The sequence below is a fragment of the Kitasatospora sp. NPDC127116 genome, from assembly GCF_042677365.1.
GTDB lineage: Bacteria > Actinomycetota > Actinomycetes > Streptomycetales > Streptomycetaceae > Kitasatospora > Kitasatospora lactacystinica.
Genome location: NZ_JBHXTL010000033.1, coordinates 33,342 through 46,726, shown reverse-complemented (window position 1 = coordinate 46,726; position 13,385 = coordinate 33,342). Strand labels below are relative to the sequence as shown.

At 73.9% G+C, this 13,385-nt stretch carries 16 protein-coding genes; 8 read left to right on the top strand and 8 right to left on the bottom strand.

Going from position 1 to position 13,385, the window contains the following annotated elements:
• The first annotated feature begins 60 nt into the window (after positions 1-60).
• On the top strand, positions 61-663 hold the full coding sequence (locus ACFVHV_RS15980) for a GNAT family protein (RefSeq protein ID WP_359897979.1): 603 nt from the start codon (positions 61-63) through the stop codon (positions 661-663).
• Positions 664-687: 24 nt separating this feature from the next.
• Here the strand turns inward: ACFVHV_RS15980 and ACFVHV_RS15975 are convergent, their stop codons facing one another.
• Positions 688-843, bottom strand: coding sequence for a hypothetical protein (locus ACFVHV_RS15975; protein ID WP_359897981.1), 156 nt, complete (start codon positions 841-843; stop codon positions 688-690).
• A gap of 345 nt (positions 844-1,188) precedes the next feature.
• On the opposite strand from ACFVHV_RS15975, the gene ACFVHV_RS15970 reads away from it, so the two are divergent.
• The 4 genes from ACFVHV_RS15970 (at position 1,189) to ACFVHV_RS15955 (ending at position 5,154) form a co-directional block, all read left to right on the top strand.
• A complete protein-coding gene (locus ACFVHV_RS15970) occupies positions 1,189-2,037 on the top strand; it encodes a helix-turn-helix transcriptional regulator (RefSeq protein WP_359897983.1) in 849 nt (282 codons plus the stop codon).
• Positions 2,034-2,234, top strand: coding sequence for a DUF397 domain-containing protein (locus tag ACFVHV_RS15965; protein WP_359897985.1), 201 nt, complete (start codon positions 2,034-2,036; stop codon positions 2,232-2,234). Before ACFVHV_RS15970 ends, ACFVHV_RS15965 begins: the two co-directional genes overlap by 4 nt.
• A 265-nt stretch (positions 2,235-2,499) precedes the next feature.
• Positions 2,500-4,233: a methionine--tRNA ligase gene (metG, locus tag ACFVHV_RS15960; protein WP_359897987.1), complete on the top strand. Its 1,734-nt coding sequence runs from the start codon at positions 2,500-2,502 to the stop codon at positions 4,231-4,233.
• 81 nt (positions 4,234-4,314) lie between these two features.
• Complete coding sequence (locus tag ACFVHV_RS15955) at positions 4,315-5,154, top strand: alpha/beta fold hydrolase (RefSeq protein ID WP_380351656.1); 840 nt, start codon at positions 4,315-4,317, stop codon at positions 5,152-5,154.
• Between the two features lie 100 nt (positions 5,155-5,254).
• Here ACFVHV_RS15955 and ACFVHV_RS15950 read toward each other — a convergent pair whose 3' ends face one another.
• The 3 genes from ACFVHV_RS15950 to ACFVHV_RS15940 all read right to left on the bottom strand — a co-directional run bounded on the left by ACFVHV_RS15950 (position 5,255) and on the right by ACFVHV_RS15940 (position 8,324).
• Entirely contained in the window at positions 5,255-6,169 is a 915-nt protein-coding gene (locus ACFVHV_RS15950; protein ID WP_359897989.1) for a class I SAM-dependent methyltransferase, read from the bottom strand.
• Between the two features lie 42 nt (positions 6,170-6,211).
• Positions 6,212-7,288: an NAD(P)/FAD-dependent oxidoreductase gene (locus ACFVHV_RS15945; protein ID WP_380351654.1), complete on the bottom strand. Its 1,077-nt coding sequence runs from the start codon at positions 7,286-7,288 to the stop codon at positions 6,212-6,214.
• An 82-nt stretch (positions 7,289-7,370) separates the two neighbouring features.
• Positions 7,371-8,324: a hypothetical protein gene (locus ACFVHV_RS15940; RefSeq protein ID WP_380351652.1), complete on the bottom strand. Its 954-nt coding sequence runs from the start codon at positions 8,322-8,324 to the stop codon at positions 7,371-7,373.
• Positions 8,325-8,477: 153 nt separating this feature from the next.
• Between ACFVHV_RS15940 and ACFVHV_RS15935 the strand changes: the two genes are divergently transcribed.
• A complete protein-coding gene (locus ACFVHV_RS15935; RefSeq protein ID WP_359897994.1) occupies positions 8,478-9,533 on the top strand; it encodes an aldo/keto reductase in 1,056 nt (351 codons plus the stop codon).
• A gap of 93 nt (positions 9,534-9,626) precedes the next feature.
• Here the strand turns inward: ACFVHV_RS15935 and ACFVHV_RS15930 are convergent, their stop codons facing one another.
• Both ACFVHV_RS15930 and ACFVHV_RS15925 read right to left on the bottom strand, forming a co-directional pair.
• Positions 9,627-10,196, bottom strand: a complete 570-nt coding sequence (locus ACFVHV_RS15930) for a GNAT family N-acetyltransferase (protein ID WP_359897996.1) — start codon at positions 10,194-10,196, stop codon at positions 9,627-9,629.
• A 23-nt stretch (positions 10,197-10,219) separates the two neighbouring features.
• Complete coding sequence (locus ACFVHV_RS15925) at positions 10,220-11,110, bottom strand: NAD(P)-dependent oxidoreductase (RefSeq protein WP_380351650.1); 891 nt, start codon at positions 11,108-11,110, stop codon at positions 10,220-10,222.
• Between the two features lie 106 nt (positions 11,111-11,216).
• Here ACFVHV_RS15925 and ACFVHV_RS15920 point away from each other — a divergent pair, with 106 nt between their 5' ends.
• A complete protein-coding gene (locus ACFVHV_RS15920; protein ID WP_359898000.1) occupies positions 11,217-11,564 on the top strand; it encodes a helix-turn-helix domain-containing protein in 348 nt (115 codons plus the stop codon).
• A gap of 42 nt (positions 11,565-11,606) precedes the next feature.
• Here the strand turns inward: ACFVHV_RS15920 and ACFVHV_RS15915 are convergent, their stop codons facing one another.
• Positions 11,607-12,029, bottom strand: coding sequence for a DUF350 domain-containing protein (locus tag ACFVHV_RS15915; RefSeq protein ID WP_359898002.1), 423 nt, complete (start codon positions 12,027-12,029; stop codon positions 11,607-11,609).
• Positions 12,030-12,169: 140 nt separating this feature from the next.
• On the bottom strand, positions 12,170-12,658 hold the full coding sequence (locus ACFVHV_RS15910; RefSeq protein WP_359898003.1) for an LURP-one-related family protein: 489 nt from the start codon (positions 12,656-12,658) through the stop codon (positions 12,170-12,172).
• Positions 12,659-12,786: 128 nt separating this feature from the next.
• On the opposite strand from ACFVHV_RS15910, the gene ACFVHV_RS15905 reads away from it, so the two are divergent.
• Positions 12,787-13,383, top strand: coding sequence for a GNAT family N-acetyltransferase (locus ACFVHV_RS15905; RefSeq protein WP_380351647.1), 597 nt, complete (start codon positions 12,787-12,789; stop codon positions 13,381-13,383).
• Positions 13,384-13,385: the final 2 nt, after the last annotated feature.

The window sequence follows — 13,385 nt, the reverse complement described above, 5'->3', positions numbered from 1 at the left end:
GCTTTTGCACTAGTTCAAACACCTATTGCCTCTAGTGCACAATCGGGCTACGTTCGGATCATGACCGCGAAGCAGCCCGCACCCGTCACCCTCACCGGCCGCCACATCCGCCTGGAGCCGCTGGAGCGCCGCCACCTCGCCGACCTCTGGACCGCCATCGGCCCCGACCCCGACGTCTGGCGCTGGACCATGTCGCCGCAGCCCGGCTCGCAGGAGGAGCTCGGCGCGATCCTCGACACCCGGATCGCGGAGGCGGCCGCGGGCGAGTCGGTGAACTTCGCCGCCGTCGACCTCGCGAGCGGCCGGGCCGTCGGCGTCACCGGCTACCACGACCACAGCGCGCCGGACGAGTCCGTGGAGATCGGCGGCACCTGGTACGCCCGCTCGGTCTGGCGCACGGCGGTCAACACCGAGGCCAAGCTGCTGCTCCTGCGCCACGCCTTCGAGGACCTCGGCATGGGCCGGGTCTTCTGGAAGACCGACGCCCGCAACGAGCGCTCCCGCGCCGCGGTCCTGCGCCTCGGCGCCCAGTACGAGGGGACCCTGCGCCGCCACCGGCTGCGCCCCGACGGCAGCTGGCGGGACAGCGTCTACTTCTCGATGCTCGCCGACGAGTGGCCGGCGGCCGAGTCCCGGCTGACGGAACGGCTCTCCCGGGGCTGAGCCGCGCCCCGGCCGGCCGCGCGGCTACTTCCGGTCCCCCGCGGCGGCATGGCCGGCCGCCAACTCGCGCTTCACCGCACGGAGTTCGGAGGGCTTGACGTTCACCAGCCAGACCAGCCAGCCGACGAACAGGACGGCGAGCAGGAGCGCCGACAATCCGGCGACGAGAAGCGCATTCACCGGGATGCGGAAATGCGCCGGGACGGGTGGGGCCGGTGGGGCCGATGGGGAAGGCCGAGTACGGAGGGGAGGGGCATGGCTGTCTCCGGTCGATGATTTCGGGCGCCGCGACCATGCATCTGATGTGTCATTACGGCCGATTGACGACTGTTTGACGACTGTTTAGGCGGCAACAAGTCAGCGAGTGACACGGATGACCATAGGGTCAAGGTGCCAGAGTTGCTACCGAGCGGAAGGACGTTCACTCCATCGTGGGGTATCCCCCATTTCGGTAGCTAGGGCCCGGCACGCGCGGCACACTTCACCGGAAGCATCGACGCCAGCCGCGACCCGGAGAAGAGAGTCATGCCACCCCGCTTGTCGCCGACCGTGCGCCAGCAGCGCCTCGGGATCGAGTTGCGCAGGATGCGCGAGCTCGTGGGCGTCACGCCCAAGAGCCTGGCCGCCACCATCGGCACCGACCTGCCCAAGATCTCCCAGATGGAGAACGGGAAGTCGGGCATCAGCGCCGAGCGGCTCCGGATCTGGGCACTCACCTGCGGTTGCGCGGACGGCCCCTACCTGGACGCGCTGCTGACGATGACTCAGGACCGGCGCAAGTACTGGTGGGACGGCTACCGCGGCCGGCTGCCGAACGCGATCATCGACATCGCGGAGATGGAGCACCACGCGTCCTCCCTCTCCATCCTGAACAGCACCTTCATCCCCGGACTGCTGCAGACCCCGGAGTACGCCGCCGCGGTGTTCGAGCGGCTCCCCCCGCAGTACCGGCAGGAGGCCGACGTCCGGAAGGCATTCCGGATTCGGCGCCAGCAGATCTTCGTCGACCACCCGAAGCCGTACAGCGCATTCCTGCACGAGTCCGCGCTGCGCATGCAGTTCGGCGGTCCGGAAGTACTGCGCGACCAGTTGCGGAGCCTGTTGGAGAATTCCGAACGGCCCGGTGTGGAGATCCGGGTGATCCCGTTCAGCGTGCCCACCTACACCGGCTCCGGAGAGAGCCTGTACCTCGCCCGCGGACCCGTCCCGGAACTCGACACCGTCCAGATCGATCTCTCCCACGGGCCGAAATTCGTGCACACCCAGGCCGAATTGGCCTCCTACCGCCGGATCAAGGAGGAGACCGCGGCCATCGCGCTCGGGCCGGACGAGTCCCGGGACTTCATCCGGGCCTTGCTGAAAGACTTCGCATGAGTACCTGGCGCAAGGCCTCGGCCAGCGGCGAGAGCACCGACTGCGTCGAGGTCAGATCGGCGGGCGAGCTGGTGGAGATCCGAGAGTCCGACCGGCCCGAGGTCGTCGTGCAGACCACCCCCCGCAAGTGGGCCGCCTTCGTCCGCGGGGTGAAGTCCGGGGAGTTCGACCGGTACGGCGACTTCAGCCGGCCGTGACGCCCGGCCCGGACGTGCCGTCCACGCCGCCCCGGAAGTGCCGTCCGCCCCGGGCCCGGAAGCACGGTCCGACCCGCTCCGGACCTGCGGTCCACCCCGCTCCGGAAGCCCGGTCCGCCCCACTCCGGAAGTGCGGTCCGCCCCGGCCCGCCGCGTGCGCCAGGACCCCCCGCTTGCCCTAGGCTTGCAGCCCACAGTGGACCCCTGCGCCTGACACGGCACTCCGGGTGGGGTGCGCGTGCGGGAGAAATCGGAGCATCCGAGGATGGCTCGGCACCTGATCACCAGCGCCCTTCCGTACATCAACGGGATCAAGCACCTGGGCAACATGGTCGGGTCCATGCTCCCGGCGGACGTCCACGCCCGGTACCTGCGCCGACGAGGGCACGAGGTGCTGTTCATCTGCGCCACCGACGAGCACGGCACGCCCGCCGAACTGGCCGCCCAGGAAGCCGGGTTGCCCGTCGCGGAGTTCTGCGCCCGGGCGCACGACGCGCAGCGGGCGGTGTACGAGGGCTTCGGGCTCTCCTTCGACCACTTCGGCCGCAGCTCCTCGCCGCAGAACCGGGAGATCACCCAGGAGATCGCCCGCGAACTGCAGCGCAACGGCTTCATCGAGGAGCGCGCGATCCGCCAGGTGTACTCCAACGCCGACGGCCGCTTCCTGCCGGACCGCTACATCGTCGGCACCTGCCCGCACTGCGGCTACGACAAGGCCCGCGGCGACCAGTGCGAGAACTGCACCCGGGTGCTCGACCCGACCGACCTGCTGGAGCCGCGCTCGGCGATCAGCGGCAGCTCCGACCTGGAGGTCCGGGAGACCCGCCACCTGTTCCTGCTCCAGTCCAAGCTCACCGAGGAGGTCGAGGACTGGGTCGCCGCCCACGCCGACGACTGGCCGGTGCTGGCCTCCTCGATCGCCCGCAAGTGGCTGACCGAGGGCCTCCAGGACCGCTCGATCACCCGCGACCTGGAGTGGGGAGTCCCGGTGCCCGCCGACGTGTGGCCCGAACTGGCCGCCGAGGGCAAGGTGTTCTACGTCTGGTTCGACGCCCCGATCGAGTACATCGGCGCCACCAAGGAATGGGCGGACGCGGCCCCGGCCGGGCAGCTGCGGGACTGGAAGTCCTGGTGGTACGAGGTCGACGAGACCGTCCGCTACACCGAGTTCATGGCCAAGGACAACGTCCCGTTCCACACCGTGATGTTCCCGGCCACGCTGCTCGGCTCGCGCCGACCGTGGAAGAAGGTCGACTACGTCAAGGCCTTCAACTGGCTGACGTACTACGGCGGGAAGTTCTCCACCAGCCAGAAGCGCGGCGTCTTCACCGACGTCGCGCTGGAGCTGCTGCCCGCCGACTACTGGCGCTACTTCCTGATGGCGCACGCGCCCGAGTCGGACGACTCCAGCTTCACCTGGGACCTGTTCGCCTCGGTGGTCAACAAGGACCTCGCCGACACCCTCGGCAACTTCGTCAACCGGGTGCTCTCCTTCAGCCGCAAGCGCTTCGGCGACGACGTCCCGGGCGGGCACGCGCCGGGGCAGGCCGAGCAGCGCCTCGGCGAGCAGGTCGCCGCGCTGCTCGCCGAGTACGAGGCCCAGCTGGACTCGCTCAACTTCCGCAAGGCGGCGCAGGCCCTGCGCGCGCTGTGGAGCGCGGGCAACGCGTACCTGGACGAGAAGGCGCCCTGGCTGCAGGTGAAGACCGACCCGGAGGCGGCGGCGCTGACCCTGCGCACCGCGATGAACCTGATCCACCTGTACGCGGTGGTCTCCGAACCGTTCATCCCGGCCACCGCGGCGGCGATGCGCGGGGCCTTCGCGCTGCCCGAGGACTCCCCGGCCGCCACCCGGGACTGGATCGCCCCGCAGGAGGCGCGGGCGCTGGACCTGGTGCCGGCCGGGACGGCGTTCACGGTGCCGCCGGTGCTGTTCGCCAAGATCACGGACGAGGACCTGGCGGCCTGGACGGCGCGCTTCGGCGGCTCGGCGGGCTGACCGGTGTGAACGGCCCCGCGGCGGCGGGGCCCGGCCGATTTCCCGTTGCCCCGGCCGGTCTGCGGTTGCCACGATCCTTCGATGACGACCTTCACCGGCCCCGACGGCACCCCACTCGGCTACCGCGTCCTCGGCGAGGGCGAGCCGCTGCTCGTCCTCGCCGGCGGCCCGATGCGCGACGCCGCGTACCTCGGCGACCTCGGCGGCCTCGGCGCGCACCGCGCCCTGCACGTCCTCGACCTGCGCGGCACGGGCCGATCGGCGCGCCCGGCCGACCCGGCGGGCTACCGGGTCGACCGGCAGGTGGCCGACGTCGAGGCGTTCCGGGCGCACCTCGGGCTCGACCGGGCCGACCTCCTCGCCCACTCCGCCGGCTGCTCGCTCGCCACCCTGTACGCGCTGCGGCACCCCGGGCGCACCGGCCGGCTGGTGCTGGTCACGCCCAGCCTCCGGATCCTCGGCGGCACCGCCACCGAGGACGACTACCGCGAGGCGGCCGAGGCCCGCGGCCTCGCCGACGAGGAGTGGTACCCGGCCGCCCGGGCCGCCGTCCGCGCCGCCTTCGCCGGCGGCACCGCCGACCCCGGCGCCGTGGCACCGCTCTTCCACGGCGACTGGAACGCCACCGCCCGCGCCCACGAGGCCGACTGCGCCGTCCAGAGCCACCCGGAGGCCGCCGCGGCGTACCACGCCGGCGGCTTCCGGCCCGCCGCCGTCCGCGCCGCCGTCGCCGAACTCCCGGTGCCGACGCTGCTGTTGGCCGGCGAGTACGACCCCGACCCGCGCCCCGGGGCGGTCCGCTCCGCGGCCGCGCTGTTCCGCCACGCCCGTGCCGCCGTCCAGCCCGGCGCCGGCCACTACCCGTGGCTCGACGATCCGGCCGCCTTCACCCGTACGGTGGCCGCCTTCCTCGCGGGCTGACGCGGCGGGCCGTCGGGTCTCCGGCCGTACGGTCGCGGGCCGTACGGTCGCGGGCCGTACGGTCGCCAGCTGTACGGTCGAGGACCCCGCGGCCGCCGGATCAGTCCCGGCGGGCCGTGTGGACGGTCATCGCGGAGAGGTAGAAGGCGTCCGGACGGTGCAGGATGCCGGTGGGGGCGTCCTCGGCGAGCAGTGCCTCCAGGGTGGCCCGGTCCTCGGCGTCGAGCTGCTCGGCGAGCTGGTCGTGGCGCCGGGTCAGCTGGGTGTGCAGGTAGCCGCGGACGGGCCCGGCGAGCGGGGCGGGGTGGTCGACCAGGAAGGTGCGGGTGCCGGTCGGGGTCAGTCCGGCCCGCCGCAGCATGGCCGGCCAGTCCTCGATCTCCTGGGTGCTGCCGGGCAGTTCGGCCCGCATGGCGCTGAAGCCGTCCTCGTGGGCGGCGTCCATCCGGGCCTGGAAGCCGGGCCGGCCGAGGCCGAAGTCGCGCGGCAGGTAGCGCGCCGGCAGGCCGCTCTCCGCGACGGCGAGCAGACCGCCGGGCCGCAGCACCCCGGCGAGCGAGGTGAGCGCGGCCTGCTGGTCGCCCAGGTGGTGGACGGCGTTGCCGGACCAGATCAGGTCGGCCTCGCCGAGCTTGCCGAACTCCTCGGGCAGGTCGGCCTGTTGGGTGCCGAGCCGACCGCCGGAGCGGGTCCGGGCGCGCTCCAGCAGGGCGGCCGACTGGTCGACCGCCACCACCTCGGCCGCCGGGAAGACCTCCGCCAGCAGTCCGGCGATCACCCCGGGGCCGCTGCCGACGTCGAGGACCCGCCGCACCTCGCCCTCCCCGTGCAGGCCGAGCAGCCAGCGCCCGGCCTCGGTGACGGCGCCGGCCCGCAGGTCGGCCTCCAGCTCCAGGTGCGCGGCGAGCGCGTCCCAGTCGAAGTCGGCGGCGGGAACGTGCCCGTGGCCGTGGGAGTGCCCATGGGAGTGGGAGTGGCCGTGCCCGTGGGAGTGGCCGTGCTGCTGCGCTGACATCCGGATTCTCCGATCGTGGGTGGGTTGACGAAAGCTTCCCGCTCAGGCGGGCAGGGCGGCGCCGGACGCGCGGTACGTCCGCACCGCCCGGTCGAGCTCCTCGGCCACGAGGTCGTGGTCGAGCGCGAAGGCCGCCGCCGCGCCCATCCCGGCGGCGGTGACCACCTGGGCACGCGGGTCGGCGACGTTGCCGACCGCCCAGACGCCGGGGAGGCTGGTGCGGCCGGTCCGGTCGGTGGTGACCCAGCCGTTGTCGTCCCGGGCGCAGTCGAGGCCGAAGAGCAGCGCGTCCCGGGGCACCGGCCGCGGGAAGACGAACACCGCCTCGCGCGGCACCACCTGCCCGGTGGCGAGTTCGACGCCGCGCAGCCGCCCGTCGTCGGACACCAGGCGGACGATCCGGCCCTCGACCACCCCGACGTCCCGGGCCGCGAGCCGTTCCCGCTCGGCGTCCGTCAGCGCCAGGGTGTGCGCGAGCAGCACCACGTCCGCCGACCACTGCCGCAGCAGCAGCGCCTGGTTGACCGCCCCCGGGCCGGTGCCGAGCACTCCGAGCGGTCGGTCGCGGACCTCCCAGGCGTGGCAGTACGGGCAGTGCAGCACGTCGTGGCCCCACCGCTCGACCAGGCCCGGCAGCTCCGGCAGCCCGTCCCGCAGCCCGGTGGCGACGACCACCCGGCGCGCGTGCAGCACCGGCCCGCCGGCCAGGTGGACCACGAAGCCCGACCCGGCGGACCCGGCCGGCTCGGCGGACTCGATCCGATCGCTCTGCTCGGCCGACTCGATGTGATCGCTGTGCTCGACGGACTCGATGTGCTCGACCCGGGCGTCGATCAGGTCCACCCCGTACCGGGCGACCTCCTCCCGCCCGACCGCCAGCAGCGCCGCCGGGGGCATGCCGTCCCGGCTCAGGTAGCCGTGCATGTGGGCGGCGGGCGCGTTGCGCGGCTCGCCGGCGTCCACCACGGCGACCCGGCGACGGGCCCGGCCCAGCACCAGCGCGGCGTTCAGCCCCACCGCTCCGGCGCCGACCACCACCACGTCGTAGCGCTCGCGTTCCCCGATCCCGGTCGTCCCGGGTGTCCCGGTCGTTCCTGCCGTCCCTGCCGTCTCGCCCATGGCGCTCACCTCCACCGCCAGGCTGCGGGCCGCCCTACAGCATCGGCAAGCTTTGTTGCCGCCTCAGCAAACCACTGCGAGGTCACCCCCTCGTCCGCCGCCAGTACGACCGGGCGGCCACCGCCAGCGCGACCCCGTACCCGGCGAACCCGCACATCCCGACCCAGGAGATCTCCAGCGCGCTCTGCTCACTGGCGAACTCCCCCAGCCTGATCCGCGTCACCCCGGCGGTGCACAGCGTCAGGTAGCCGATCCCGACCACCCCGTACGGCGCCAGCGAAGCCGCGCCCAGCAGGGCCGGGGTGAGCGGCAGCCAGCGCGGCACCCGGCGGCCGCGCAGCGGCAGGGTCCAGCGCGGGAAGACCTGCCCCCACGGGCGGACCAGTCCCCAGAGCAGGAACACCCCGAGCAACGCCAGCAGCACGGTGCCGTCGAGGCCCCGGCGTTCCAGGGCGAGCCAGAGCCCGGAGGAGCCGTTGCGCACGTAGCTCGCGTACATCTGGTCGCCGCTGATCCCGGCGAAGCTGCCGCCGAACGCCCAGATCAGCTTCATCAGCACGTACGGAACGAACGCCAGCGTGCCTGCCCAGGCGGCGAGTTGGACGATCGGCGGGGCCGCTGCGGGAGCCGGCGCCACCCGTTCGGCCCGGCCGCCCGGGCCGCCGCGGGCACCGGGCCGCAGCCCCGGGGCGGTGCGGGCCAGCAGCACCGCCCCCACCGCCGCCAGGGTGCGCTCCACCGCGTCGGGGACGCTGTCCACCCGCTGGCCGAACAGCAGCGTCACCAGGTCCATCAGCAGGCCCCAGGCCCCGACCGCGGCCGCCCCGCACACCAGCCACAGCAGCCACCACAGCCCCCGCACCGGCGTTCGCCGCACCACCGCCACGCCGGCGGCCGCCGAGGCGACCCCCACGGCGGCCACCACCCACCCCGGCCAGTCCGCCCCCAGCAGCCGCGTCCCGCCCAGCGCGCACCCCAGCCCGAACCCGGCGTACCCGAGGCCCCAGCCGGTCACCGCCCACCCGTTCCTCACCATGCCGACAGGCTCGCCCGCGCCACCCCCGCCGCTCCTCCCCCGGTGCGGTGATCCGGCTCCCCCACCCGAGGGAGCCGAGCCGCGTTTGCGCTGGAGTGCACTCCAACTCCTAATCTCTGACACGCAACTGATCGCCAACCAGGGGGAACGGCCATGCGCTACCGCGTTCTCGGCGGCACCGGCATCGAGGTGAGCACCTACTGCCTCGGCACCATGATGTTCGGCTCCGTCGGCAACTCCGACCACGACGACTGCGCCCGGATGATCGGCACCGCGGTCGACCGGGGCATCAACTTCATCGACACCGCGGACATGTACTCGGCCGGCGAGTCCGAGGAGATCGTCGGCAAGGCACTGGCCGCCCGTGGCGACCGCGACGAGATCGTGCTCGCCACCAAGGTGCACTTCCCGATGGGCGAGGGCCACAACCGGGGCGGCAACTCGCGGCGCTGGATCGTCCGCGAGGTCGAGGAGAGCCTGCGTCGGCTGCGGACCGAGTGGATCGACCTGTACCAGGTCCACCGACCGGACCACACCACCGACATCGAGGAAACCCTCTCCGTCCTCGGCGACCTCGTCCGGGCGGGCAAGATCCGCGCCTTCGGCTGCTCCACCTTCCCCGCCGAGCAGATCGTGGACGCCCACCACGTCGCCGAGCGCCGCGGCCTGCAGCGCTTCCGCACCGAGCAGCCGCCGTACTCGCTGCTCGCCCGGGGCGTGGAGCGCGAGGTGCTGCCCGTCGTCCAGCGGCTGGGCATGGGCGCGCTGACCTGGGGCCCGCTCGCCGGTGGCTTCCTGACCGGCCGCTACCGCAAGGACCGCCCGATCGACCTCAGCCGGGGCCGGGCCGCCCTCCACCCGCACCGCTTCGACCCGGAGCTGCCCACCACGGCGGCCAAGCTGGAGGCCGTCGAGGCCCTCACCGCCCTCGCCGAGGAGCTCGGCCGCACCCTCCCCGAGCTGGCCACCGCCTTCCCGGCGGCCCACCCGGCCGTCACGTCGGTGATCATCGGCCCGCGCACCGCGGCGCAGCTCGAATCGGCCCTCAAGGCCGCCGACCTGGTCCTGGACGACGCCACCCTCGACCGCATCGACGCCATCGTCCCGCCCGGCACCGACCTCTACCGGGCCGACGGCGTCTGGCAGCCCCCGGCCCTCACCACGCCGGCCCTGCGCCGCCGCCCGGTGTCCGACCGCCCCGCGGCCTGAGCCCCGGCCCTCCCCCTCCCCGTCTCTGCCCGCCTGCCCGGCCTTCGCCCGTCCGCCCGTCCGCCCGGCCACGACGGCCGGGCGGGCCGGAACTCACCCCCTCGGGGCGGCGAAGCAGTGGACGGTGACGGTGCGTCCGGAGGCCCACTGCTGGTCTCCGCCGCCGAGGTGGGTCCAGCCGAGGCGGCGGTAGAGGGCCACGGCGGCGGTGTCGGTGGCGAGCACGTCGAGGACGGGGTGCAGGCCGAGCGCCCGCCCGTGCGCCACGGCGCAGGCCAGCAGCCGGGCGCCGACCAGGTGGCCGCGCGCCCCGGGGGCGACGTAGAGCCGGCCGATCACGGCGGTGAGCTCCGGGCGGCCGCCGGTGCGCCCGCTCCACAGGACGGGGGCGAGGTCGCCCGGGGCGCTGCGGGCCAGGCCGACGTGCCCGCTGAGCCGGCCGTCCGACTCGGCGATCCAGGCGGCGAGCAGGCCGTCCGGGGTCAGCCAGGCGGCGGGGCGGTCGGGCCAGTCGGCGGGATAGCCGTCGACGGTGTGGACGTCGCCCAGCACCCGGACGCAGTCGGCGAGGTCGTCGGCGCGGCGCGGTCTGACGACCACCCCCGCCCCGGCCTGCCCTGGTTCGGACGCGACGACGGTGGCGCGTTCTTCGAGGTCTGCCATGCCGGTACGTTACCGGCCGGCCCTCACCGTCGCAGCAGGTCGACGACCCCGGTCAGGTCCTCGCCGCCGCCACCGACCTCCAGTCGGCGCTCCATCAACCGGAAGTACGGTTCGAGGAGTTCGGCGCTCACCCGCTGCTCCTCGGCGGTGCGCAGCAGCGTCTCCTTGCCGGCCACCTGCATCGCCAGGTTGGACACCACGTCCCGGGCGTAGTCGCCGCTCTCCAGCTGCGCCGCCGTCCTGGCCACCGAGCCGGACATCGCGGCCAGCCAGTCGCCCAGCAGCGGCGCCAGCCCGCTCGGCGCCACGGCCTCGCCGCGGACCAGCGCGAAGGCGTGCGCGATCCCGGCGAACATCCCGTACATCCCGCTGAGCAGCGCCACGTCGTGCAGCGCCGCGTACCCGGCGTCGGCGCCCACGTAGCGGGTGCCGGCCGGGACGGCGAGGGCGCCCCCGTGCTCCTCGAACAGCTCGGACGAGCCGCTGTAGAACACGTACGCCCCGGCCGCCGGGACGCCGATCATCGGCGGGACGGCCATGATCCCGCCGTCCAGGTAGCGGGCGCCGCGCTCCTCGGCCCAGGCGGCCCGGGCACGGGCCTGCCCGGGAGTGCCCGTGACCAGGTTGACCAGGTCCTTGCCGGTCAGGTCGACGCCGTCCAGCGCCGCCGGCACGGAGGCGTCGTCGAGCAGGCAGACGACGACCAGCCGGTTCGCGGCGACGGCCCGCGCGACGGTGGCGGCGACGGTGGCGCCGCGGGCGGCGAGTCCGTCGGCACGGGCGGCGGTGCGGTTCCAGACGGTCAGCGGGTGCCCGGCGGCGAGCCAGGCCTCGGCCAGCGCGGTGCCCATAGCGCCGAGGCCGAGCAGGGTGAGCGGGGTCCTGGGGGTGTTCTCAACGGGGTTGGTTGCCATGGCAGTCAGCCTCCGCGCCGGCCCCGGAAACGATCAAGTACGCACTTCGAAGTGGGTGGTTACCCTGGGGTGAGCATCGAGCTGGCAGGGGCCGGAAGGGGTGGGCATGGCGATCGTGTCGAGGCCTGGGGCGCACGTCTGCGGGACCGACGCCGCGATGGACGTGATCGGCGGCAAGTGGAAGGTGTCGATCCTCTGGGCCCTGGGCGAACGCCCGCACTGCCGCTTCGGCGAGCTGCGCCGGCTGCTGCCGGGGATCACCGAGAAGGTGCTGGCCGCGCACCTGCGCGAGATGGAGGCGCACGGCATCGTGCACCGGGAGGCGTACGACGAGGTGCCGCCCCGGGTCGAGTACGCGCTGACCGGGGCGGGGCACCGCCTGAACACGGCGCTGGGGCCGCTGGGGGACTGGGGCCGGGAGCACGTCCTGGGCGAGGCGCCCCGCCCGGCGTAGCCTCGCCCGGCGCAGCGCGGCCCCGGCCTACGCGATCGCGGCCTACGCGATCGCGGCCGACACCACCGCCGCCACCGCGATGTTGCAGGCCGCGGACACCCACACCGCCGGGTGCGGCTCCGGATCGACCAGGATCTCGCCGAGCCTGCCCGGCGTCAGCAGGTCCACCAGCCAGAACGCGACGGCCATCAGCACCAGCCCGAGCAGGCCGTAGCAGGCCGTCGACACCAGGCCCTTGGCGAAGTCGGCATAGGTGTACATGATCGCGGTGAAGACGATGCCGCCGATGCCGAGCAGGGCGGAGCTGAGCAGGACGGCGGCGTTGCGGTTGCGCTCGACCCAGATCTGCCGGCCGAGCTTGCCGGGCGTCAGCAGGTCGACCAGGCCGATGCCGAGGAGCAGCAGCACCACGCCGAGGGTGCCGTAGGCCGCCGCCGCACCGAGCCCGTGCAGGATGTCGTTCATCGTGGTTCCAGCCCCCGGTCCGCTCACGCCGTCCCCCGCGACCGTGCCGGTCGGGGCCCCCGACCTGCCTGGTCAAGGGTTGGCAAAAGATACCCCACCCGGGTGAGGGGCGGACCGGGGGCCGGGAAACCGGGGACGGGTCAGTCCTCCTCCCGCACCAGGTGGTCGACGCAGGCCGCGACGGCCAGCAGCAGACCGGCGTCCGCACCGTCGGCGATCTCCACCCCGTAGGTGTCCCGGATCCGGAACCACTTGCGGCTGATCCGGGCCAGCTCGTCGCCGTGCCGGTTCTCGATCCGGTAGTCCTTGTCGATCAGGTTGCCGTGGATCTTCAGCTCGCCGCCGGAGGCCAGCTCCACCAGGTACTTGTCCCGGAACGGGGTGAACAGCTTCTCCCGGACGGTGGCGACCACCTCGCCGTCGGCGTCCTCGATCCTCATCGCGTCGCGGACGGCGAGCATCTTCTCCCTCACCACCGCGACCACCCGCCCGTGCGCGTCCTTCAGCTCGAAGGTGTCCCGCAGCCGCAGGACCTTGCCGTCCACCAGGAACGCCTTGTGCCCCCGGTCGTCCTCGATCCAGTAGTCGTCGCCGACCGCGAACAGCTTCTCCCTGACCAGATACCGCACCGTGCGACCTCCTCCGTGTTGACGTCGCCCCATTCGACCCCGAGCGCCCGGCCGCGGAGAAGCACCGCCACGGAGCACCGGCCGAAAACCCCGTCGCACGGCGGCCCCCGATCCCCTTCAATACCGCCATGCACCCCGACCTCACCAACGGCCTCACCAACGGCCTCACCAGCGGCCTCACCAGCGGCCTCACCACCGCCGAGCTGCGCAGCGAGCGCCTCGACCTGCTGCCGATCGCCCCCGGGCACGCCGAGGAGCTGGCGGCCGCGCTCGCCGACCCGGCCCTGCACGCCTTCACCGGCGGCCGCCCGGCCACCGTCGAGGAGCAGCGCGCCCGCTGCGCCCGGCTCGCCGCCGGCTCCCCCGACCCGGCCGAGGCCTGGGGCAACTGGGTGCTGCGGCTGCGCGCCGACGGCGCCCTCACCGGCTACGTGCAGGCCACCGTCCGCCCCGACGCCTCCGAGGCCGAGGTCGCCTGGGTGGTCGGCACCCCCTGGCAGCGCCGCGGCCTGGCCACCGAGGCCGCCCGCGCCCTGCTCGCCCACCTCGCCGCCGCCGGCGTCACCACCGCCGCCGCCCACATCCACCCCGACCACCACGCCTCCGCCGCCGTCGCCCGCGCCCTCGGCCTGCGCCCCACCGCCCGCACCCAGGACGGCGAGACCCGCTGGCAGTCCGATCTCACCCGGCACGCCCGGAATGCGGGCACCCGGCGTGCGGTTTGATT

Excerpts from the sequence above, each read along its gene's own strand:
- ACFVHV_RS15980 (WP_359897979.1), top strand. The coding sequence starts at position 61 with ATGACCGCGAAGCAGCCCGCACCCGTCACCCTCACCGGCCGCCACATC.
- ACFVHV_RS15970 (WP_359897983.1), top strand. The coding sequence starts at position 1,189 with ATGCCACCCCGCTTGTCGCCGACCGTGCGCCAGCAGCGCCTCGGGATC.
- ACFVHV_RS15965 (WP_359897985.1), top strand. The coding sequence starts at position 2,034 with ATGAGTACCTGGCGCAAGGCCTCGGCCAGCGGCGAGAGCACCGACTGC.
- metG (WP_359897987.1), top strand. The coding sequence starts at position 2,500 with ATGGCTCGGCACCTGATCACCAGCGCCCTTCCGTACATCAACGGGATC.
- ACFVHV_RS15955 (WP_380351656.1), top strand. The coding sequence starts at position 4,315 with ATGACGACCTTCACCGGCCCCGACGGCACCCCACTCGGCTACCGCGTC.
- ACFVHV_RS15950 (WP_359897989.1), bottom strand. The coding sequence starts at position 6,169 with ATGTCAGCGCAGCAGCACGGCCACTCCCACGGGCACGGCCACTCCCAC.
- ACFVHV_RS15945 (WP_380351654.1), bottom strand. The coding sequence starts at position 7,288 with ATGGGCGAGACGGCAGGGACGGCAGGAACGACCGGGACACCCGGGACG.
- ACFVHV_RS15940 (WP_380351652.1), bottom strand. The coding sequence starts at position 8,324 with ATGGTGAGGAACGGGTGGGCGGTGACCGGCTGGGGCCTCGGGTACGCC.
- ACFVHV_RS15935 (WP_359897994.1), top strand. The coding sequence starts at position 8,478 with ATGCGCTACCGCGTTCTCGGCGGCACCGGCATCGAGGTGAGCACCTAC.
- ACFVHV_RS15930 (WP_359897996.1), bottom strand. The coding sequence starts at position 10,196 with ATGGCAGACCTCGAAGAACGCGCCACCGTCGTCGCGTCCGAACCAGGG.
- ACFVHV_RS15925 (WP_380351650.1), bottom strand. The coding sequence starts at position 11,110 with ATGGCAACCAACCCCGTTGAGAACACCCCCAGGACCCCGCTCACCCTG.
- ACFVHV_RS15920 (WP_359898000.1), top strand. The coding sequence starts at position 11,217 with ATGGCGATCGTGTCGAGGCCTGGGGCGCACGTCTGCGGGACCGACGCC.
- ACFVHV_RS15915 (WP_359898002.1), bottom strand. The coding sequence starts at position 12,029 with ATGAACGACATCCTGCACGGGCTCGGTGCGGCGGCGGCCTACGGCACC.
- ACFVHV_RS15905 (WP_380351647.1), top strand. The coding sequence starts at position 12,787 with ATGCACCCCGACCTCACCAACGGCCTCACCAACGGCCTCACCAGCGGC.